Raw genomic sequence first — 13,146 nt, 5'->3', positions numbered from 1 at the left:
ACGGACCTCTCGGGCGGAACGGCGAGGACCCTTCGATGCTAGGGGTGGTCCGGGCCGTCACCAGGGGCTTTGGTCCCGGGTCCGGGGTCGCGGCGCAGGGCGGCGGCGAGCCCCGCGAGGAGGAGCAGCAGGCCCAGCGCGACAAGGGCGCCGATCGCGAGCACAGCCGGGTCCCACGACAGCCCGGGCAGGAGCGAGGCGAGCACGGCGGCGGCGAACACGAGCAGGACCAGGCCCCACAGGATGGTGCTGAACAGCGGTCCCTGGACGCGGGGCGGAAGCGCGGGATCCGGTGCTGTCGCGGGCTCGGGCGGCGTCGCGGGGATGGGCGGGTGCTCGGTCATGATGCCTCCTGGATCTCGATGTCGGCGGAGCCCAGCAGCATCCGCACGTGCACGGTGGTGATGTCCTCCTCCGCCGCGCTGCGGGCGGCGGGGCTCTCGATCGTGCTCGAGGCGAGCAGCGTCCCCGAGCCGCGGGAGTCCTGGCCCTCCGGCGCCTCGATCCCGGTGACGAGTCCGTCGACCTCGACCCGCACGGGCTCGTCGGCGGGAAGCAGGACGTGCGCCGAGCCGGCGCCCAGCCACATCTCCACCTGCTCGGGGGACCGGTCGGTGATCCCGGTGAGGTCGAGGGTCGGGCTCCCGGCGATCATCGCGAACCGCTCCGGGCCGGGCGATGCGTCCGCCGCGACCTCCCAGATCGTGTCGCCGAAGGGGGAGATGCGCGTCCCGGCGGGGACGACCGCGGTGAGGACCAGACCGATCACGGCGATCCAGGCGAAAAGGCCCAGCCAGCCGCTCTCGCGCCCCCGGATGCCGGCGACCACGATCGCGATCGCGACCACGGCGAGGAACACGGCGAGCCCGAGCACCCAGGGCTGCGCGGTCCAGCCGTACAGCGTCGCGGACAGGGCCGCGAGAGCACCGGCGACCAGGGCCAGCCCCAGGCTGACCGCGAGCAGCGCGGCGGAGGGCTGACGGGCGCGCCAGCGGGCGTTGCGCTCCCGCATGCGCTCCTGGTGACGACGATGGGCCTCGGCGCTGCGCCGCTGCGCCTCGGCCCGCAGCACGGCGGGATCAGGGCGCGCTGCACCGCTCGCGGGAGCCGGGGCGGCGGCCCGGGGCATCGGCGGCGGGTCCGTGCGAGGAGCGGTGCTCGCGGTGGGCATGCGCATCTCGCCGGGCCGTGACCGGCGCGCGAGGACGACGACGAGCCAGACGACGACGGCGAGCAGCACGACGGTCCAGCCGGTCGCGAGGATCCGCTCGAGCCAGTCCGGCATGCCCCACCAGGCGGGGGCGCCGCGCCACCAGAGGCCCTGTCCCAGCGGCAGCGAGCCCAGGACGACGAGTCCGGCGATCGCGAGGAGCACCGGATCGAAGATCCCTCCGATCGTCCGCTCGAGGACGATCGCGTCCTCCGCATCGGGGACCAGCAGCCAGGCGATGGCGTACAGGATCAGGACGGGACCGCCCAGCAGGGCCACCACCAGGGCGATCCCGCGCACGAGCATCGGGTCCAGCCCGGTGCGCTCGGCGACGCCGCCGCAGACGCCGGCGATCCAGCGGTCGTGCCCGCGGCGCAGATGGATGGAGCGGATCCAGCTGAAGAAGCCGCCGGGTCCGGGCGGGCGCGGCTCCTCGCGGTCCGTGGAGCTTCCGGGGTCATGGGACGTGGTCATGGGTACAGCGTTCCTGATCCCGCGCCCGGGAACCATCGGGGATGCCCCTGAGAACACCCCGGGATCCGGCTCCGGCGGCCGGCCGGGGCGGGAAGCCTGCTTATATGGACCGGTGATCGCATCGTCGGCCCCCAGGATCCTGCGGCCCCGCGTGCACGCCGTGGGCGGCGTCTGCGCGGGCCTGGCCGCGCATCTGGGGTGCCCGCCCTCCCTCGTGCGGGGGATCCTCTGCGTGCTCGTGCCGTGCGGCGGGGCCGGTCTGCTCCTGTACGCCTGGCTGTGGGCGACCACGCCCCTGGCCCCGAGCGGAGCGGGGCAGGCCGCCGTGCCGGATCGGCCCGCCCGCAGCGCCGCCGTGCCGGGCGCGGTCCGCCGCGCCCCGGTCGCCGAGATCCTGCTGGGTCTGGCGCTGCTCGTGGCCGGCGGCGCCATGATCGCCTCCCGCCTGGGCGCGCCCGTCCCGCTGGCCTCCGTCATCCCCGCGGTGGTGGTGCTGGTGGGGGTGGGCCTGGCATGGCGGCAGGTGGGCGAGATGCGCGGCGGCGAGATCGCCGGGCGCTCATCGCGCCCCGCACGGGCGATGGGCGCTCTCGCCCTCGTGGTCCTCGGCGTGCTCATGTTCTTCCTGTCCGAGCAGGATCCCAACGTCTGGACCGTCCTCGTGGCCGCGGCGGCCGTGCTGCTCGGCATCGGCGTCGCCGTCGCCCCCGGCGCCCTGCGCCTCGCCCGGGACCTCGCCGAGGAGCGGGCCGCCCATGCGCGGGAGCTCGAGCGGGCGGAGGTGGCCGCGCATCTGCACGACTCGGTGCTCCAGACGCTCGCCCTGATCCAGCAGAAGGCCGGACCGGGCTCGGAGGCCTCGCGCCTGGCCCGTGCCCAGGAGCAGGAGCTGCGGGCCTGGCTGTTCACGGAGTCCGCCCCCGGGCGGGGCGATCTCGCCTCCGAGCTGATCGCCGCGGCGCGGCGCTGCGAGGAGGACCACGCCGTGCGGATCGATGTGGTGACGACCGGCGTCCCCGTGCCCGTCGCGCCGGAGCCGCTCGTGGCCGCGGCCCGCGAGGCGATGCTGAACGCCGCCCGGCACGCCGGCGGCACCGTGAGCGTCTACGCCGAGGCCTCGGCGGAGCGGATCGAGATCACCGTCTCCGACCGGGGGCCAGGCTTCGACCTCGACCAGGTCCCCGCGGAGCGGTACGGGGTGCGCGCCTCGATCATCGGACGCATGCACCGCAGCGGCGGGAGCGCCCGCCTGGGTCGAGGCCCCGGCGGCACGGGCACCCGCGTCGTCCTGACCCTGCCGCGCGTCCCCGCGTCCACGACCGTCTCCGAGGAGGAGAGATGACCACATCCCCGCTCACGACCCTGATCGTCGATGACCATTCGATCTTCCGCGCCGGTCTGCGCGCGGACCTGGACCCGGACATCGAGGTGCTCGGGGAGGCCGGAGACGTCGACGGGGCCGTGCGGGAGATCGTGCGCCTGCGGCCCCGGACGGTGCTGCTGGACGTCCACCTGCCCGGAGGCGAGGGCGGGGGCGGAGCGGAGGTCGTCCGGCGCAGCGCCGGTCAGGCCCCCGGCGTCGTCTTCCTCGCCCTGAGCGTGTCCGATGCGGCGGACGACGTCGTCCGGGTCATCCGGGCCGGGGCCCGGGGCTATCTGACCAAGAGCTCCTCGGGACCGGAGGTGTCCGAGGGCCTGCGCCGCGTCGCCGGCGGCGATGCCGTGTTCTCGCCCCGCCTCGCGGGCTTCGTGCTCGACGCCTTCGGGGCGGTCGGCGGGGAGACCGCGCGCACCGATGAGGAGCTGGACCGGCTGACGGGCCGCGAGCAAGAGGTCATGCGCCTGATCGCCCAGGGATACGCGTACAAGGAGGTCGCGGCGGAACTGTTCATCTCCGTCAAGACCGTCGAGACCCATGTGTCGAGCGTCCTGCGGAAGCTGCAGCTTTCCTCCCGGCACGAGCTGACCCGCTGGGCGCTCGCCCGCCGCCTGCTCTAGCCCGGGCCCGGCCCCTCGGACCTGTCCGGATGGCGGACTCCTTGCCGGAGCGCGCGACGGGTCACTACAGTGGCGGCATGCAGACGATCCTTCTCGTAGTTATCGAGCGCGGCTGACGCCACGTCCGACCACGAGTCGTCCCGCGCGCCCCTCGAGAGCCCTCAGGCCGAGGGGCTTTTTCGTGCCCGCACGGGAGGACCTCTCCCTCCGGGGAGCGAGCGGGGGACGAGCAGGACGACAGCCCGACCGACTGCAGTGCCCCACCCGCGACGACCGAAGGAGATCCGATGACAGCCCAGACCGTCACCGGTGCCCAATCACTGATCAGATCGCTCGAGCACGCCGGCGCCGAGGTCGTCTTCGGCCTCCCCGGCGGCGCGATCCTGCCCACCTACGACCCGCTGATGGACGCGGAGAAGCTCCGCCACATCCTGGTCCGCCACGAGCAGGGCGCCGGGCACGCGGCCAGCGGCTACGCGCATGCGACCGGGAAGGTCGGCGTGTGCCTGGCGACCTCCGGTCCCGGCGCCACCAATCTGATCACCGCGATCGCCGACGCCCAGATGGACTCGATCCCGATGGTGGCGATCACCGGGCAGGTCGGCTCGAGCTTCATCGGCACCGACGCCTTCCAGGAGGCGGACATCGTCGGGATGACGATGCCCGTGACCAAGCACAACTTCCTGGTCAGCGATCCGGCGCAGATCCCCTCGGTCATCAAGCAGGCCTTCCACATCGCCTCGACCGGCCGTCCCGGCGCCGTGCTCGTGGACGTCACCAAGGACGCCCAGCAGGCGACCACGGAGTTCTCCTGGCCCGAGGAGCTGGACCTGCCCGGCTACCGTGCCGCCCCGTCCCCGCACAACAAGCAGATCCGCGAGGCCGCGCAGCTGATCCTCGAGGCGAAGCGCCCCGTCTTCCTGCTGGGCGGCGGCGTGCTGCGTGGGCGTGCCTGGGCGGAGGTCCGGGATCTGGTGGACGTCTCCGGAGCCCCCTTCGTCACCACGCTCATGGGCCGCGGCGTCCTGCCGGACTCGCATCCCCAGCACCTGGGCATGCCCGGCATGCACGGCTCCGTCTCCGCGGTGTCCGCGCTGCAGCGGGCGGATCTGATCATCGCGATCGGCGCCCGCTTCGACGACCGCGTCACCGGCCGCCTGGACTCCTTCGCCCCCAGCGCGAAGATCATCCATGCCGACGTCGACCCCGCGGAGATCTCGAAGAACCTCGAGGCCGATGTGCCGATCGTCGGGGAGGCCCGCGAGGTCGCCTCGGCCCTCGGACGGGAGCTGCGTCGCCGCATTGCGGAATCGGACCCCCGGGACTACGAGGCCTGGTGGAACATGCTGCGGATGCTGCGGGAGACCTACCCGCTGGGCTGGACCGAGACCGCGGACGGCCTCACCGCCCCGCAGAAGGTCATCTCGCGGATCGGCGCGATCTCCGGTCCGGACTCGGTCTTCGTCGCGGGCGTGGGCCAGCACCAGATGTGGTCGAGCCAGTTCCTGAACTTCGAGAACCCGCTGACCTGGATCAACTCCGGGGGGCTGGGCACGATGGGATACGCGGTCCCCGCCGCGATGGGCGCCAAGGTCGGCCAGCCCGACCGGACGGTGTGGGCGATCGACGGCGACGGATGCTTCCAGATGACCAATCAGGAGCTCGCGACCTGCGTCATCAACAACATCCCGATCAAGGTCGCGGTCATCAACAACTCGAGCCTCGGCATGGTCCGCCAGTGGCAGAACCTGTTCTACGACAAGCGCTACTCGAACACGGACCTCAACACCGGTCACGGCTCGATCCGCGTGCCCGACTTCGTCAAGCTCGCCGATGCCTACGGCTGCGCCGGCCTGCGTTGCGAGCGGGACGAGGACATCGATGCGACCATCGAGGAGGCCATGGCCATCGACGACCGTCCGGTCGTCGTCGACTTCACGGTCAGCGCGGACGCGATGGTGTGGCCGATGGTGCCCGCCGGCGTCTCCAACGACGAGATCCAGATCGCCCAGGGCATGAGCCCCGAGTGGGAGAGGGACATCTGAGCATGGACACCAGCAGCACGAACCCGGAGACCACCCAGACCCTCTCCGTCCTCGTCGAGAACAAGCCGGGCGTCCTGGTGCGGGTCGCCGCCCTCTTCGCCCGGCGCGGGTACAACATCGCCTCGCTCGCGGTCGGCCCGACCGAGCATCCGGAGGTCTCTCGGATCACGGTCGTGGTCGATGTGGCCGAGCATCCTCTCGAGCAGATCACGAAGCAGCTGAACAAGCTGGTCAACGTGCTCAAGATCGTGCAGCTCGAGGACCGTCAGGCCGTCCAGCGCGAGCTGATCCTCGTGAAGGTCCGCACCGACAACAGCACCCGCACCTCGGTGCTCGAGATCGTCCAGATGTTCCGGGCGAAGGTCGTGGACGCGTCCCCGGACGCGGTCACGATCGAGGCCACCGGCGTGGACGACAAGATCCAGGCCATGCTCTCGATGCTCGAGCCCTTCGGCATCCGCGAGATCGTGAAGTCGGGCGCCGTGGCGATCGCCCGGGGCGGACGGTCCATCACCGACCGCGCCTTCCTGTCCTGACCCCGAGGACGGACCGAGAGAGTCTCGTATGAGGAGACACCCTCTCAGAACGTAAGACGCAGGACGATAGGATCGATCCTGCTGCAGGCATCGCCGTGCGGTGCCCCCACAGACACAGACGAAGGAGCTCATTCGTGGCTGAGATGTTCTACGACGACAATGCCGACCTCTCCCTGATCCAGGGCAAGAAGGTCGCGATCATCGGCTTCGGCTCGCAGGGCCATGCCCATGCGCTGAACCTGCGCGACAGCGGCGTCGAGGTCCGCGTGGGCCTGCGCGAGGGCTCGAAGTCCCGTGCCAAGGCGGAGGAGCAGGGCCTGGGCGTGGGCACCGTCGCCGAGGTCTCCGAGTGGGCGGATCTCATCATGATCCTCACCCCGGACCAGGACCAGCGGAAGGTCTACGCCGACTCGATCCTGCCGCACCTGACCGAGGGCAAGGCCCTCGCCTTCGCGCACGGCTTCAACATCCGCTTCGGCTACATCGAGGCCCCTGCCGGCGTCGACGTCCTCCTGATCGCCCCCAAGGCCCCGGGCCACACCGTGCGCCGCGAGTTCGTCGCCGGCCGTGGCATCCCGGACATCGTCGCCGTCGAGCAGGACGCGACCGGCCAGGCCTGGGACCTCGCCCTGTCCTACGCCAAGGGCATCGGCGGCACGCGGGCGGGCGTCATCAAGACGACCTTCACCGAGGAGACGGAGACCGACCTCTTCGGCGAGCAGGCGGTCCTGTGCGGAGGCATGAGCCACCTGGTGCAGGCCGGCTTCGAGACCCTCAGCGAGGCCGGCTACCAGCCGGAGATCGCCTACTTCGAGGTGCTGCACGAGCTCAAGCTCATCGTGGACCTCATGTGGGAGGGCGGCATCGCCAAGCAGCGCTGGTCGATCTCCGACACCGCCGAGTTCGGCGACTACGTCTCCGGCCCGCGCGTGGTCACCGACGAGACGAAGGCGAACATGAAGGCGATCCTCGCCGACATCCAGTCCGGAGCCTTCGCCAAGCGCTTCATCGAGGACCAGGACAACGGCGCGGCCGAGTTCCAGGAGCTGCGTGCCAAGGAGGCCTCGCACCCGATCGAGACCGTGGGCAAGGACCTGCGCAAGATGTTCTCCTGGAGCGCCCAGCCGATCGACGAGGACTACACCGAGGGCAGCGCCGCGCGCTGATCCTCCGGGAAGCCCAGGACGGGGCCCGGCGCCGAGCTATCGGCGCCGGGCCCCGTCGTCGTGAGGTCAGCGGTCCTGGCTGCGGCGCAGCACCCGGACGATCAGCAGTCCCGCGGCCGCGGTGATGCCCAGGCTCCAGATCACGGGGGTCAGGAGGTGCGCCTCCTCCGTACCGATCAGCAGGGTGCGCAGCGCGTCCACGAGGGGCCCCATCGGCTGGTGCTCGGCGATCGGGCGCAGCCAGGCGGGCATGGTGTCCGTGGGGACGAAGGCGCTCGAGAGGTACGGCAGGAACAGCAGCACGAAGCCGTAGCCGCTGGCGGCCTCGGGGCTGCCGGCGATCATGCCGATCCCGGCGAACAGCGCCGTGATCGCGAGGATCCACAGCGACACCAGCACCAGGACGAGGACCCAGCGCCCGGGGCCGGCGGTGGGGCGGAAGCCCAGCGCAAGGGCGACGGCGATGACCACGGCGGTGGCCAGCAGATTGCGCAGCACGCTCGCGACCACATGCCCGACCAGAACCGTCGAGGAGACGATGGGCAGGGTGCGGAAGCGGCGCATCGCCCCCAGGCGCAGGTCCCGGTTCACGGCCACCGCCACGGAGGAGGCCCCGAATCCCGCGCAGGTGAGGACCACTCCGGGCACGACGAAGTCGAGATAGCCCTCCTCGAGGATCGCCCCGCCGAAGACGTACGTGAACAGCAGCAGCATCATCACCGGCAGCGCCACGGCCATCACCAGGCCCTCGCCGTCGCGCAGGCTGTGGCGCAGGCTGCGGCCGATGAGCACGGCGCTCGAGCGCAGCGGGCCGGTGCCGCGCAGGTGCGGCGCGGCGGGGGAGTCGAGGGCGATCATGCGGCCACCTCCGGGGTCTCGTGGGCGAGGGCGAGGAAGGCGTCGTCGAGAGTGGGGGAGCGCAGGGCGACGCCGAGGTCCTGCTCCTCCGGCCGGATCTGCGACAGGGCGCGTGCGAGGGAGGCGGCCGTGCCGTCGGTGTCGATGCCCCGCACCTCCGCACCCGCCGCGTCCTGCAGGACCAGACGCTGTCCGCCCACGCCGGCGGTGAGCTCCTCGGCGGTGCCGTCGGCGACGATCCGGCCGTCCCGCAGGATCGCGATGCGGTCGGCGAGCGCCTCCGCCTCATCGAGCGTCTGCGTGGTCAGCAGGACGGTCGTGCCGGCGGCGGCGAGGGCGCGCACGTCCTCCCAGACGCGACGCCGGCTCACCGGATCCAGACCGGTCGTCGGTTCGTCGAGGAACAGCACGGCCGGACGCGAGAGCAGCGACGCGGCGAGGTCCAGCCGCCGCCGCATGCCGCCGGAGTACGTCGCGACCCGCCGCCGGCCGGCCGCGGCGAGATCCAGCTGCTCGAGCAGGGCGTCGGCGCGGCGTCCTGCCGCGCGGCCCAGGCCCAGCAGACGGCCGATCATGACCAGGTTCTCCCGTCCTGTGAGCAGGTCGTCGAGCGTCGTCTCCTGGCCGGTGACCGCGAACAGCCTGCGGGTCGCGGCCGGCTCGCGGACCACGTCGACCCCGCCGATCCGCGCGCTGCCGCCGTCGGGCCGGACCAGGGTGGTGAGGATGGAGATGAGCGTGGTCTTGCCGGCGCCGTTCGCTCCCAGCAGGGCGAGCACGCCGCTCTCGTGGCTCAGGTCGACCCCGCGCAGCACGGGATCCGCATAGCTCTTGGTGATGTCGTCGATCTCGATCGCGCCGTCCACGGCCGTTCCCTCGTTCCCGTCCAACTATCTGTGTATGCCGCACACCGTATGCGACGTACACAGTATGCATGCGCGTCGGCGGTCGCGCAACGCCCACTGCGTATGCCGTACGCTGTCGCGCGGGACACCGTCACGGAAGGGGCGCGCATGCGGCAGGAGGCTCAGGGTGAGGCGTCGCGCCTGGTCGCCATGGCCTGGGGGGTCGCGGCCGCTCCCCAGCGCGGCCCGCGCCGAGAGCTCAGCCATGAGCGGATCGTGGAGGCGGCGACCGCGATCGCCGATGCCGAGGGCCTCGGAGCCGTGACGATGCAGCGCGTCGCCCGCGCCTTCGGCTTCACCACCATGGCCCTGTACCGCTACGTGTCCTCCAAGGACGACCTCCACCAGCTCATGCTCGACGCCGTGGTCGGCGAGGAGTGGGCGATCGAGGACGGGGACTGGCGGATCGGTCTCGAGCAATGGGCCCGCACCATCGCCGCCGGATACGCACGCCACCCCTGGGCGCTGGACCTGCCGCTCTCGCAGGAGACCCTCCTCATGCCCGGCCAGCTGCGCGCCGTGGACCAGGGGATGCGAGCTCTGCGCACCCTGCCCGCCTCGCCGGAGGCGAAGCTCGGCGTGCTCATGGCGGTCTCCGTGCAGGTGCGCGGCTTCGCCGGCCTCAGCCGCGACGTCGCCGCGGAGGAAGGCGGGGTGGACGAGCCCACCCGGCGCCTGCTGCGCGAGATCGTGGCCCAGGGCCGGTTCCCCGATGCCCGGGCGGTCATCGAGTCCGACGTCTTCTTCGGCGACTCCGGTGCGGAGGCCGGGGAGGATGACGATCTGGGCGTCGCCCTGCAGATCCTCATGCCCGGGATCGCAGCCGTCTTCGGCGAGGACGGGACCGAGCCGACTCCGCCCGCTCCGGATGATGACCCCGACGCACGCCTCACAGCTGCGCAGGAGGAGCTCGCCGCGGTCACCGCCCTGCGCAAGGCGACGCAGCGCCGCGTCCGCGAGCTCGAGAAGCGCGAGGAGCGGGCGCGACGCCTCCGGGACGATGCGCGGGCAGCGGCGAAGGCGGCGGCACGGAGAGCCGCTCGGGCCGGAGACGGTCTCGGATCCTGACCCGCGTTCCCGCATATCGGACACGGACGTATTCTTGTCACGGACACCGAGACGGCTTCCGCGAGCCGCATCCCACCCGGAGGTAACACCTGTGACGCGTCCCGTCGTTCTCCTCGCCGAGGAGCTCTCACCCGCCACCGTCGACGTGCTCGGCACCGGCGTCGACATCCGCCATGTCGACGGCACCGACCGCCCTGCGCTGCTCGAGGCGGTGGCCGAGGCCGACGCCCTCCTGGTGCGCTCGGCGACGTCCGTGGACGCCGAGGTCTTCGCCGCCGCGAAGAAGCTGAGCGTCGTCGCACGCGCGGGAGTGGGACTCGACAACGTCGACGTCCCCGCGGCCACGGCGCACGGGACCATGGTCATCAACGCCCCCACCTCCAACATCGTCTCCGCGGCGGAGCTCGCGGTCACCCTGATCCTCGCCTCCCTGCGCAACGTCGCCCGCGCCGACGCCTCCGTCAAGGACGGACGCTGGGAGCGCAAGCAGCTCAGCGGCGTCGAGCTGCTGGACAAGACCGTCGGCGTCGTCGGCTTCGGCCGCATCGGCCAGCTGGTCGCCGAGCGCCTGCGCCCCTTCGGCGTGCACCTGCTCGCCTACGACCCCTACGTCAACCACACCCGTGCCGCGGAGCTCGGCGCTCGCGTCGTCGAGCTCGACGAGCTCATGCGCGAGGCGGACGTGATCACGGTCCACATGCCCAAGACCCCGGAGACCACCGGGCTCATCGGCGCCGAGCAGTTCGCTCTCGCCAAGCCGGGCCTGCACATCGTCAACGCCGCCCGCGGCGGTCTGATCGACGAGGACGCCCTCTACGAGGCTCTCGTGAGCGGGAGGATCGCGGGCGCGGGCCTGGACGTGTACACCTCCGAGCCGCCCGCCTCCTCGCCGAGCGCCGCGAAGCTGCTCGAGCTCGAGAACGTCACCCTCACCCCGCATCTGGGTGCCTCGACCGCGGAGGCCCAGGAGAAGGCCGGGATCGCCGTCGCCCGCTCGGTGCGTCTGGCGCTGGCCGGGGAGCTCGTGCCGGATGCGGTCAACGTCGCCGGCGGCGCGATCGACGACCAGGTGCGGCCCGGGATCGCCCTGGCCGACCGACTGGGGCAGATCTTCACCGCCCTCAGCGACTCGGGCCCCGAGCTCGTCGAGATCGTCGTCCGCGGCGAGATCGCCTCCAAGGACGTCACCGCGATCAAGCTGTCCGCCCTGCGCGGCATCTTCCGCAGCATCGTCACCGACCAGGTCAGCTACGTGAACGCGCCGGTCCTCGCGCAGGACCGCGGCATCCGGGTCGACCTCGTGACCGAGGAGGCCTCCGAGACCTTCCGCAACGTCGTCCAGGTCCGCGGCACGCTCCGCGACGGACAGATCATCTCGGTCTCGGGCACCCTCTCCGGAGTCAGCCAGGTGCACAAGCTCGTCGAGCTCGGCGGACATGCCCTGGACACGCCGCTGTCCGACCACCTCCTGGTCATCCGCTACGAGGACCGGCCCGGGCTCGTGGGCCGCTACGGCCAGCTCCTCGGGGAGGCGGGCGTGAACATCGCCGGCATGCAGGTCTCCCGCGAGGGCGGCTCCGGATCCGAGGCGCTCGTCGTGCTGAACCTCGACGAGGCCGTGCCGGCCGGGCTCGCGGAGTCCATCGGCCGCGAGATCGGCGCCGTGTCCTGCCGCGCCGTCGACGTCAGCTACTGAGCATCGGAAGGCATCGCACGATGAGCACCACCACCGACAGCACCGTCCTGGACCTCGCCGTCATCGAGGGCGACGGGATCGGCCATGAGGTCGTCCCGCAGGGCATCCGCGCCCTCGAGGCGGCCCTCGAGGGTTCCGGCGTCGAGGTCCGCACGACCGGGTACGACCTCGGGGCGGGCCGCTGGCACCGCACCGGCGAGACCCTCACCGACGAGGACATGAGCGCCCTCGCCCGGCACGAGGCGATCCTGCTGGGCGCCGTCGGCGACCCCGACGTGCCCTCCGGCGTCCTGGAGCGCGGTCTGCTGCTGAAGCTCCGCTTCGGCTTCGACCACTTCGTGAACCTGCGCCCGACCCGTCTCGTGCCCGGCGTCGCCTCCCCGCTCGCGGATCCCGGCGAGGTCGACTTCCTCGTCGTCCGCGAGGGCACCGAGGGACCCTACGTCGGCAACGGCGGGGCCATGCGGGTCGGCACCGACCTCGAGGTCGCCACCGAGGTGTCGCTGAACACCGCCGTCGGCGTCGAGCGCGTGGTCCGCTACGCCTTCGCACAGGCGCAGCGCCGCCGGAAGAAGCTCACCCTCGTGCACAAGCACAACGTCCTCGTCCACGCGGGCCACCTGTGGCGCCGCATCGTCGAGCGCGTCGGGGCCGAGTTCCCGGAGGTCGCCGTCGACTACGCCCACGTCGACGCCGCCACCATCTACCTGGTCACCGACCCGTCCCGCTACGACGTGATCGTCACGGACAACCTGTTCGGCGACATCCTCACCGACCTCGCCGCCGCGATCGGCGGAGGGATCGGCCTGGCCGCGAGCGCGAACATCAACCCGACCGGCGCGTTCCCGTCCATGTTCGAGCCCGTCCACGGCTCCGCCCCGGACATCGCCGGGAAGGGCCTCGCGGACCCGACGGCGACCGTGCTGTCCGTCGCGCTGCTGCTGGACCACCTCGGCCATGCCGAGGCGGCGGCGCGCGTGCGTGCGGCCGTCGACGCCGACCTGGCCGCCCGGTCCGGGCTCGGTGCCCGCTCCACGAGCGAGATCGGCGACGCCCTCGTGTCCGCCGTACGATCGGCCTGAGCCGAACCGGCGGGAGCGGGGAGCACCCCGCTCCCGCCTTTCGGGACAGGTGCGGGGCGCTGTCGCCCCGGACCTGCCCTGGTCCCCGCTTCACCTGACGCTTCGTCC

General features: G+C 72.2%; 12 protein-coding genes. 8 read left to right on the top strand and 4 right to left on the bottom strand.

Translation table 11 applies throughout. The features are described from left to right. Positions 1–38: 38 nt before the first annotated feature. A complete protein-coding gene (locus ACFFF6_RS05280; RefSeq protein ID WP_376978882.1) occupies positions 39–344 on the bottom strand; it encodes a hypothetical protein in 306 nt (101 codons plus the stop codon). Beyond that, positions 341–1,684 carry a PspC domain-containing protein gene (locus ACFFF6_RS05275; RefSeq protein ID WP_376978880.1) on the bottom strand — a complete coding sequence of 448 codons (1,344 nt, stop codon included), beginning with the start codon at positions 1,682–1,684 and terminating at the stop codon, positions 341–343. Before ACFFF6_RS05275 ends, ACFFF6_RS05280 begins: the two co-directional genes overlap by 4 nt. A 112-nt stretch (positions 1,685–1,796) precedes the next feature. On the opposite strand from ACFFF6_RS05275, the gene ACFFF6_RS05270 reads away from it, so the two are divergent. The 5 genes from ACFFF6_RS05270 to ilvC all read left to right on the top strand — a co-directional run bounded on the left by ACFFF6_RS05270 (position 1,797) and on the right by ilvC (position 7,429). Beyond that, positions 1,797–3,026, top strand: coding sequence for an ATP-binding protein (locus ACFFF6_RS05270; RefSeq protein WP_376978878.1), 1,230 nt, complete (start codon positions 1,797–1,799; stop codon positions 3,024–3,026). Continuing rightward, on the top strand, positions 3,023–3,682 hold the full coding sequence (locus ACFFF6_RS05265; protein ID WP_376978876.1) for a LuxR C-terminal-related transcriptional regulator: 660 nt from the start codon (positions 3,023–3,025) through the stop codon (positions 3,680–3,682). Before ACFFF6_RS05270 ends, ACFFF6_RS05265 begins: the two co-directional genes overlap by 4 nt. Positions 3,683–3,969: 287 nt before the next feature. Next, positions 3,970–5,727 (top strand): acetolactate synthase large subunit, encoded by a 1,758-nt coding sequence (locus tag ACFFF6_RS05260; protein ID WP_376978874.1) that lies wholly within the window; start codon positions 3,970–3,972, stop codon positions 5,725–5,727. 2 nt (positions 5,728–5,729) lie between these two features. Then, complete coding sequence (gene ilvN, locus ACFFF6_RS05255; protein ID WP_376978872.1) at positions 5,730–6,263, top strand: acetolactate synthase small subunit; 534 nt, start codon at positions 5,730–5,732, stop codon at positions 6,261–6,263. A gap of 134 nt (positions 6,264–6,397) precedes the next feature. Then, positions 6,398–7,429: a ketol-acid reductoisomerase gene (gene ilvC / locus ACFFF6_RS05250; RefSeq protein ID WP_376978871.1), complete on the top strand. Its 1,032-nt coding sequence runs from the start codon at positions 6,398–6,400 to the stop codon at positions 7,427–7,429. Positions 7,430–7,495: 66 nt separating this feature from the next. On the opposite strand, the gene ACFFF6_RS05245 is transcribed toward ilvC, so the two are convergent. Both ACFFF6_RS05245 and ACFFF6_RS05240 read right to left on the bottom strand, forming a co-directional pair. Then, the gene (locus ACFFF6_RS05245) at positions 7,496–8,287 is read right to left on the bottom strand and encodes an ABC transporter permease (RefSeq protein WP_376978869.1); all 792 of its coding nucleotides are present in this window, start codon (positions 8,285–8,287) and stop codon (positions 7,496–7,498) included. Then, positions 8,284–9,153, bottom strand: a complete 870-nt coding sequence (locus tag ACFFF6_RS05240) for an ABC transporter ATP-binding protein (protein WP_376978867.1) — start codon at positions 9,151–9,153, stop codon at positions 8,284–8,286. Before ACFFF6_RS05240 ends, ACFFF6_RS05245 begins: the two co-directional genes overlap by 4 nt. Positions 9,154–9,300: 147 nt before the next feature. On the opposite strand from ACFFF6_RS05240, the gene ACFFF6_RS05235 reads away from it, so the two are divergent. The 3 genes from ACFFF6_RS05235 (at position 9,301) to ACFFF6_RS05225 (ending at position 13,038) form a co-directional block, all read left to right on the top strand. Beyond that, on the top strand, positions 9,301–10,260 hold the full coding sequence (locus tag ACFFF6_RS05235; protein WP_376978865.1) for a TetR/AcrR family transcriptional regulator: 960 nt from the start codon (positions 9,301–9,303) through the stop codon (positions 10,258–10,260). Between the two features lie 91 nt (positions 10,261–10,351). Next, on the top strand, positions 10,352–11,956 hold the full coding sequence (gene serA, locus ACFFF6_RS05230) for a phosphoglycerate dehydrogenase (protein ID WP_376978863.1): 1,605 nt from the start codon (positions 10,352–10,354) through the stop codon (positions 11,954–11,956). Positions 11,957–11,976: 20 nt separating this feature from the next. Then, complete coding sequence (locus tag ACFFF6_RS05225; protein WP_376978861.1) at positions 11,977–13,038, top strand: 3-isopropylmalate dehydrogenase; 1,062 nt, start codon at positions 11,977–11,979, stop codon at positions 13,036–13,038. Positions 13,039–13,146 lie beyond the last annotated feature (108 nt).

The sequence above is a fragment of the Brachybacterium hainanense genome, assembly GCF_042434575.1.
Taxonomy (GTDB): domain Bacteria; phylum Actinomycetota; class Actinomycetes; order Actinomycetales; family Dermabacteraceae; genus Brachybacterium; species Brachybacterium hainanense.
This window is presented reverse-complemented; position numbering and strand designations above follow the sequence as displayed.

Coding starts and splice junctions, on each gene's coding strand:
- ACFFF6_RS05280 (WP_376978882.1), bottom strand. CDS start 344: ATGACCGAGCACCCGCCCATCCCCGCGACGCCGCCCGAGCCCGCGACA.
- ACFFF6_RS05275 (WP_376978880.1), bottom strand. CDS start 1,684: ATGACCACGTCCCATGACCCCGGAAGCTCCACGGACCGCGAGGAGCCG.
- ACFFF6_RS05265 (WP_376978876.1), top strand. CDS start 3,023: ATGACCACATCCCCGCTCACGACCCTGATCGTCGATGACCATTCGATC.
- ACFFF6_RS05260 (WP_376978874.1), top strand. CDS start 3,970: ATGACAGCCCAGACCGTCACCGGTGCCCAATCACTGATCAGATCGCTC.
- ilvN (WP_376978872.1), top strand. CDS start 5,730: ATGGACACCAGCAGCACGAACCCGGAGACCACCCAGACCCTCTCCGTC.
- ACFFF6_RS05245 (WP_376978869.1), bottom strand. CDS start 8,287: ATGATCGCCCTCGACTCCCCCGCCGCGCCGCACCTGCGCGGCACCGGC.
- ACFFF6_RS05235 (WP_376978865.1), top strand. CDS start 9,301: ATGCGGCAGGAGGCTCAGGGTGAGGCGTCGCGCCTGGTCGCCATGGCC.
- ACFFF6_RS05225 (WP_376978861.1), top strand. CDS start 11,977: ATGAGCACCACCACCGACAGCACCGTCCTGGACCTCGCCGTCATCGAG.